At 50.3% G+C, this 6,000-nt stretch carries 5 protein-coding genes; all 5 read right to left on the bottom strand.

Features of this window, described 5'->3' with window-relative positions:
* Positions 1-373: 373 nt before the first annotated feature.
* Positions 374-844 carry a cyclic nucleotide-binding domain-containing protein gene (locus F451_RS26965; protein WP_083928532.1) on the bottom strand — a complete coding sequence of 157 codons (471 nt, stop codon included), beginning with the start codon at positions 842-844 and terminating at the stop codon, positions 374-376.
* 577 nt (positions 845-1,421) lie between these two features.
* Complete coding sequence (locus tag F451_RS28540; protein ID WP_020683854.1) at positions 1,422-1,733, bottom strand: c-type cytochrome; 312 nt, start codon at positions 1,731-1,733, stop codon at positions 1,422-1,424.
* A gap of 157 nt (positions 1,734-1,890) precedes the next feature.
* Positions 1,891-3,606, bottom strand: a complete 1,716-nt coding sequence (locus F451_RS0123380; RefSeq protein WP_020683853.1) for a GMC family oxidoreductase — start codon at positions 3,604-3,606, stop codon at positions 1,891-1,893.
* A 159-nt stretch (positions 3,607-3,765) separates the two neighbouring features.
* Positions 3,766-4,281, bottom strand: coding sequence for a DUF1097 domain-containing protein (locus F451_RS0123375; protein ID WP_020683852.1), 516 nt, complete (start codon positions 4,279-4,281; stop codon positions 3,766-3,768).
* A gap of 61 nt (positions 4,282-4,342) precedes the next feature.
* Positions 4,343-5,806, bottom strand: coding sequence for an aldehyde dehydrogenase family protein (locus F451_RS0123370; protein ID WP_020683851.1), 1,464 nt, complete (start codon positions 5,804-5,806; stop codon positions 4,343-4,345).
* Positions 5,807-6,000 lie beyond the last annotated feature (194 nt).

The raw sequence follows: 6,000 nt of genomic DNA, 5'->3' as shown, positions 1-6,000 counted from the left end.
CCGCTGAAAAGCGCCAACCTTTCCAGCGGGCGTATTCGAAAGTTTCTGGGATGATATGAAGGAGGGTCACTGACACGGCTCGTAATCGCCTTGTATACTTTCCTGCCGGTACGATTTCCTAATCACAAGAGTTTTCACACGGCCTGTGCCGGTAGCAACCTTCCTAGTCGCTGTGGCCCCAAGTAGTCGAACCTTAAACTTGCAATTCTTTGATTAAACAATGTTTAATTCATTGAGTATAAACTGAACATGCCCATAATCGTTATTCTAGGTATACTTACAGGCAGCATAGGCGTGCGTCACACTTTAAAGTTGATTTCTAGGTCCGAGACGTGCTTATATAAAAAATATTAATACCCCTAAAAATATATCTCTATTTTTCATTGCTGTAGGTGCTGTCTCGAAGAAAACGGCTCATATCTCGCGATAGGTTCATAAAGAAGATAGCAAATTGCTGTAGGTCCCAATCATATAGTTCTGCAAACGCTCTGCTGGAAATTCGCAACACGGTACATTTATAACTGGCCGCACCACTGAATAGCCGAGGCCTAAGCCCTATCATGGAAGAGAAGCCTATACTTTCTCCCGTTTCAGTTGTACGTATTATATGTTGACCAGTATTTGTGGTATCGTAGACAGTGATGTTTCCTTCAAGGACAATGAAAAATTCATCAGGATTGTCCCCTTTTTTAAACAGGATTTCTCCCTTTTTTAGATTAATGATCTGGCTGAGTGACAGAGCTTGCTTAATGAAGGCATCCGAGACGGCTCCGAATGTAGACATCTGCCTCAGGGATTCCAGTGGATATAGTTGCAACGTTGAGTCCAAATCAACAGAAGACATAGTTATAATCTCTCTGGTTATCGTCAATAAGCATTGGATAGAACCTAAATGCTAACGCTATGCTAACAGTATAGACTGCAATGGGCTTAGAAACACAAATCTAGGGAAACTGGAAGGAAGTAGCGTTGCTTGTTCTTGTCGAGGACTTTGTAAGCGTTATGTATTTTAAAAGGTAAAAAATAATATGGGGTAGGTAGTTAGTAATGATGGGCTTTAATGTCTTGTCAGGGAGACTGTGTTATTAAACAGGTTTGCAGCTGGAGACAAGGTTGTTTTCTTTCCAGTCAGAAAGACGTAACTAGCTGGTCATAATAGAAAAAAGATTTTTTGCGTACTAATTTTTAGCGATGAGTGACGTGTCTCCAACCTTATCCATATCGAAAACGATTTAAATTTCAGAGAGGTTATTCAGAGGTTACTGTGTCTTGCGCGGGACTGATGCAGGCGCCAGTCCCGCTTTGAGGAAGAGAGCGAATCTTCAGGCTCCCCATCGATCAATAATCGCTGTTTACGGTTGCCTAGTCCGTGAACTTAATTCAGCATGATATGCCGTCTAATATGGCGTCTGCCAATGTCACTATTGTGGAGATTCCAAAAATTTTATCAGATCGTCGATATTCTGCTTATCTGGAAGGCCTGGGAATTCCATGCGCGTACCAGGAACCATGTTCTTTGGCTCGTCTTGTAGCCATTGTTGCAGGTGCCCAGAGGTCCACTGAAAATCTACCGCGCCAAGCGCATCAGAATAATCGTAACTTTCAAGTTTGCCGGCAGGGCGGTTAACCACACCATGTAGGGAGGGGCCGTAAAGATGAACGTCCGCTTCCATCGAGTGACACCCCTCGCACTGTTTGAAAACTTCCCGGCCACGCTGAGCGTCGGGTTGCATTGCTTGTACTGGTGAGACGATAGCGCAAAACAGAACGGGAGTAATGGCAAATGAACGATAGGTTCTTGGAGTTAGTCGGAAAATCATAAATCGTACCCTATTAAAGAAAAATTCGAGGTGACATGGTGCTGTCACCTCGCAATGCGTATGTAAATTTTTAGGTTGCGCCCCGAATTAGTTCAGCGCACTTCCAGCCGATCATGATAGAAGGCGCATTAGTGTTGCCGGTCGTGATATTTGGCATGATCGATGCATCGGCAATGCGTAGACCGGAAATTCCGTATACACGAAGCTCTGGATCGACAACGGACATGTCGTCCACGCCCATCTTGCAGGTGGATGTCGGATGGAAGAAGGTATTAGCGCTTTTGGCGATGAACTCATCCCATTCTACGCTACCGGATTTGATAGTAGGGCCGGGGAGCCATTCTTTCGCTCGAACCGGGGCAAATGCTGACTGAAGGGCTGTCTCCCGGGCCAGTTCAGTGGCTTGAGAGAACACCCGACGGTCATGCTCAGTGGCCAGATAGTTCGGGTTGATGATTGGCGCATCGTTTATCTTGTTCGACTTGAGTCGAATCGATCCAGTGCTGGTTGGTCGTGCAAGTCCGGAAAGGATAGACCAGCCGTTCTTGATGCCCTTCATCGGCAGCGCAGGTGTTGAAAACGGGACGCTGAGATAGAGGGTGATCATGTCCGGACCAGCAAGCCGGTTGTCCGACTTAGCCCACATATAGACTTCCGAAGCGTTATAGTTGGACTCCGGTACGGCAATTGGCGATTCATAGTTCGGCCCTCCACCCAGCACGTGGTCCTGCAGGTTCTGTCCGACACCGGCCAGGTCCACGATCGGGTCGATACCAGCCTCCTTCAGATCGGCGCTACGACCGATACCTGAATGCATTAGAAGGCGCGGCGAATCGATGGCACCGGCAGAAAGGATCACTTCCTTGTCGGCACGTACCAGCTGTGGTTTACCCGCATGCAGGTACTCCACGCCGATACAGCGGCCATTTTCGGTAACAATACGTAGTGCCGGTGCGTCGGTCAGAACCGTCAGGTTCTTGCGCTCCATCGCAGGCTTGAGGAAGGCCACGCCAGTGGACTGTCGCCGTTGGTCCTTGATGGTGAAATTGACCCAACTCGGACCTTCCATCTGAGGCCCATTGAAGTCATCGGTTTCTTTAAACCCGAGTGCCTTCGATGCATCGATGAACATCTGCCCACCTGGATGACGCAAGTTAGGTTGAGGGCGCGTCACCGGCAATGGCCCACCGGTCCCTCGATAGTCGTTTTCTCCGCCCTCGTAGTCTTCAAGCGCTTTATAGTCAGCTAGCACAGACTGGTAATCCCAGCCAACGCAACCATCGTACGCCCAGCTATTAAAATCGCTTTGGTGACCGCGTGCATAGATCATTGCGTTCAGACAGCTGGTTCCGCCAATGACGTTGCCTCGTGGCCAGCTGTGCTCACGGTTCGCGGTGTATCCCTGTTTGGTGGTGCGGAACCACTTGGACGCACGTGTGCCCAGCACCTGGGCCCACTTACGCGGATCGTGAATTTCCGGAACATCGTCCATGCCTCCTGCCTCAAGCACTAGAATGCGGGCGTCGGTGGTAGTGGCAAGGCGGTATGCCAAGGCGGAACCAGCTGAGCCGGAACCGACGATAATGTAGTCGTAGCCATCATCAATGGAATCGACTTCTTTGGTTGACGCGGCGAAGACTCTGTTCGAATAGACCGTCGCCAGGGAGCCTGCCATTGCGGTCGAGATCCCCAACAGGGAAGCGCGCTTTAGAAAGTCACGCCGCCCCAAGTCGCCTTCGCTGTAATCTCGCAGAATACTGGCGAGCGTCTTTTTATCGAGTGACATGTTGTCTCCTTTCCGGAATTGGAACTTTTTTATGTGCGTGGACGTTCAGATCCGATGAGGGGATCGGATGTTGAGACGGGAATATTGCTTGAAGCTGTTCTCGAACTGGAGACCCTTGTCGGCAATATCGATACGCTTATTTTATGGCCTGAGTACCACTCATTCAGGGGCACTAGTAAGTACAGTGGACATGAATACCTGTAGTGAGCCGAGTAAAACACCGATGGTTAGTGAAAAGGGAACAACGAATATAACGTTGGAAATTGTCACAGTCGTGAGCGCTTCGAATGTGAACATTCCTGGTGTCTGTGCGAGGTAAGCAAAGCTACAAGCAAATCCGTAAAAGGTTGCCGGTACGACGCTTAGTAAAGACATTTTCGAGGCAATTATCATAATCGGTGCCATTACTGCAACGATTACAGCGGCGCTTACCGGTAACGGGATCTGGAAATTTCCGCCTGTGATAAGCAGGGCAAAAAGCCAGGCCATGAATGCCCCGAAATACATCGATGTAAGAACCGAACGAACCACGTCTTTTCCTCCACCGGAATGGAGAAAGCCGGCCCAGCCGATGAAAGCGGACCATATAAGCAGGCCGGGATAACTCAGAAAGGCCCAGGTTGCGAGCGAGGCGATGACTGCACCAGTCAATGCGTAGGCATAAATTGCCACCATATTTTGTCTCCTTATTATTTTTGTATTTGTGACACCGACGGGGCGGTGTCACATACGGCGATTATTTTTTGAACATGTATGTCTTGGTATTGGTGAACTCACACAGACCTTCGTGGCCGTTTTCGACCCCCATTCCCGACATCTTGTGGCCACCGAAGGGGATATCGACACCGTGGATGTGGATCTCATTGACCCAGACGGTACCGGCTTGGATACGCTTGGATACTTCGATGGCGCGTGCGCGGTCGCGTCCCCAGACCGAGCCGGCAAGACCATAAGGAGTGGCATTGACTCGAGCGACCACATCGTCCACATCGTTGAACGCGATGATTGGCAGAATCGGGCCGAATGGCTCCTCTTGAACGATTCTGCTGTCCTCGGGCGGATTGTCTACGATGGTGATAGGGACAAAGTTGCCGGCTAGGGATTCGTCGATCACACCACCCAGCGGCACCTTGTAACCCTGTTTCTGGGTATCTCTGAACAGACTGACTAGCTTGTCGTATTGCATCTTGTTTTGGATCGGGCCCAAATCAGTGGTCGGATCCATGCCGTTGCCCACCTTCTTGTCCTGGGCGAACTGGACGAACGCCTTGACGAACTGAGTGTGGATACTCGAATGTACATACAGCCGCTTGACCGCGATACACCACTGGCCGGAGTTGCCGAATGCTGCCCAGAACAGAGTCGGAATGATCGATTCCCAATCGGCATCGTCCAGTACCACGGCCGCGTCGTTGCCGCCGAGCTCCAGCGTGATCCGTTTGAGATTGGTAGCGCCGCTTTGCATGACCTTCTGGCCAGTCTGGGTGGAGCCAGTAAAGCTGATCTTGGCGATATCAGGGTGTTCGGTCATCTGCTGGCCAAGCTCGTTGCCCCCAGATACGATGTTGAGTACGCCGGCCGGGAAGATCTTTGCTGCGATTTCGCCGAAGAACAGCGAGGTCAGCGGAGTGTAGGGGGAGGGTTTTAGCACCATGGTATTACCCGTGACTAGGCACGGCGCGATTTTCCATAGTCCCAGCAGTACCGGGAAGTTCCAAGGGGTAATTGCGCCGACCACGCCAAGCGGCGTATGGTGCACTTCCACTACATGGTCATCGGTATCCTCGATAGTCTCAATAGGAAGTCGACGTTTGGCCACCTCGCGGACCCAGTAGATGGCGGCGTTGACCTCTTCGGTGGCCATAGTATGGAAAGGCTTGCCCTGTTCGAGCGTCAGCAGTGCAGCCAGTGCCTCTTTACGTTCCTCTAGGGCATCAGCATATTTTAGAATATAGTCTCCGCGCTCGTCGGCGGAGAGGCTGGCCCAATTGCTGAAAGCCGCTTTCGCCGCTTCGATGGCCGTTTCGAGTTGGGAGGAAGAACCTACAGGCGCTTGGGCAATGACCTCATTGTTGGCCGGGTTGAAAACATCAAACGTACGATCACAGGCCACAAGTTTACCGTTAATCAACAACCTGAACGGGTTGTCGAGGATGCTGTGCAGGTTGAACGAAACATTCGAAGTCGCTTGATTGTGCATGATAGGTGTCTCCTGATTTATTATTTGTATATTCTAATCGTGGCGTTACTTGGAGGCAGTTGAGTATAGGAGCTATCGTTTGCTACTTGGAATTGCTTTGTTGGTAAGCGGGTATTCGAAAATTTCGAAGACCGGGAGGGCGGGCAGATATCAGAGTCTTGGCTTTCACTTCTAGAAATCGTCGAAAACAACCG

Source organism: Marinobacterium rhizophilum DSM 18822 (assembly GCF_000378045.1).
Lineage (GTDB): Bacteria > Pseudomonadota > Gammaproteobacteria > Pseudomonadales > Balneatricaceae > Marinobacterium_A > Marinobacterium_A rhizophilum.
Note: the sequence above shows the minus strand (reverse complement) of the source record. Positions and strands in the feature narration are given on the sequence as shown.

Bases quoted from the DNA above. Each gene is read 5' to 3' on its own strand.
- F451_RS26965 (WP_083928532.1), bottom strand. From the start codon at position 844: ATGTCTTCTGTTGATTTGGACTCAACGTTGCAACTATATCCACTGGAA.
- F451_RS28540 (WP_020683854.1), bottom strand. From the start codon at position 1,733: ATGCAACCCGACGCTCAGCGTGGCCGGGAAGTTTTCAAACAGTGCGAG.
- F451_RS0123380 (WP_020683853.1), bottom strand. From the start codon at position 3,606: ATGTCACTCGATAAAAAGACGCTCGCCAGTATTCTGCGAGATTACAGC.
- F451_RS0123375 (WP_020683852.1), bottom strand. From the start codon at position 4,281: ATGGTGGCAATTTATGCCTACGCATTGACTGGTGCAGTCATCGCCTCG.
- F451_RS0123370 (WP_020683851.1), bottom strand. From the start codon at position 5,806: ATGCACAATCAAGCGACTTCGAATGTTTCGTTCAACCTGCACAGCATC.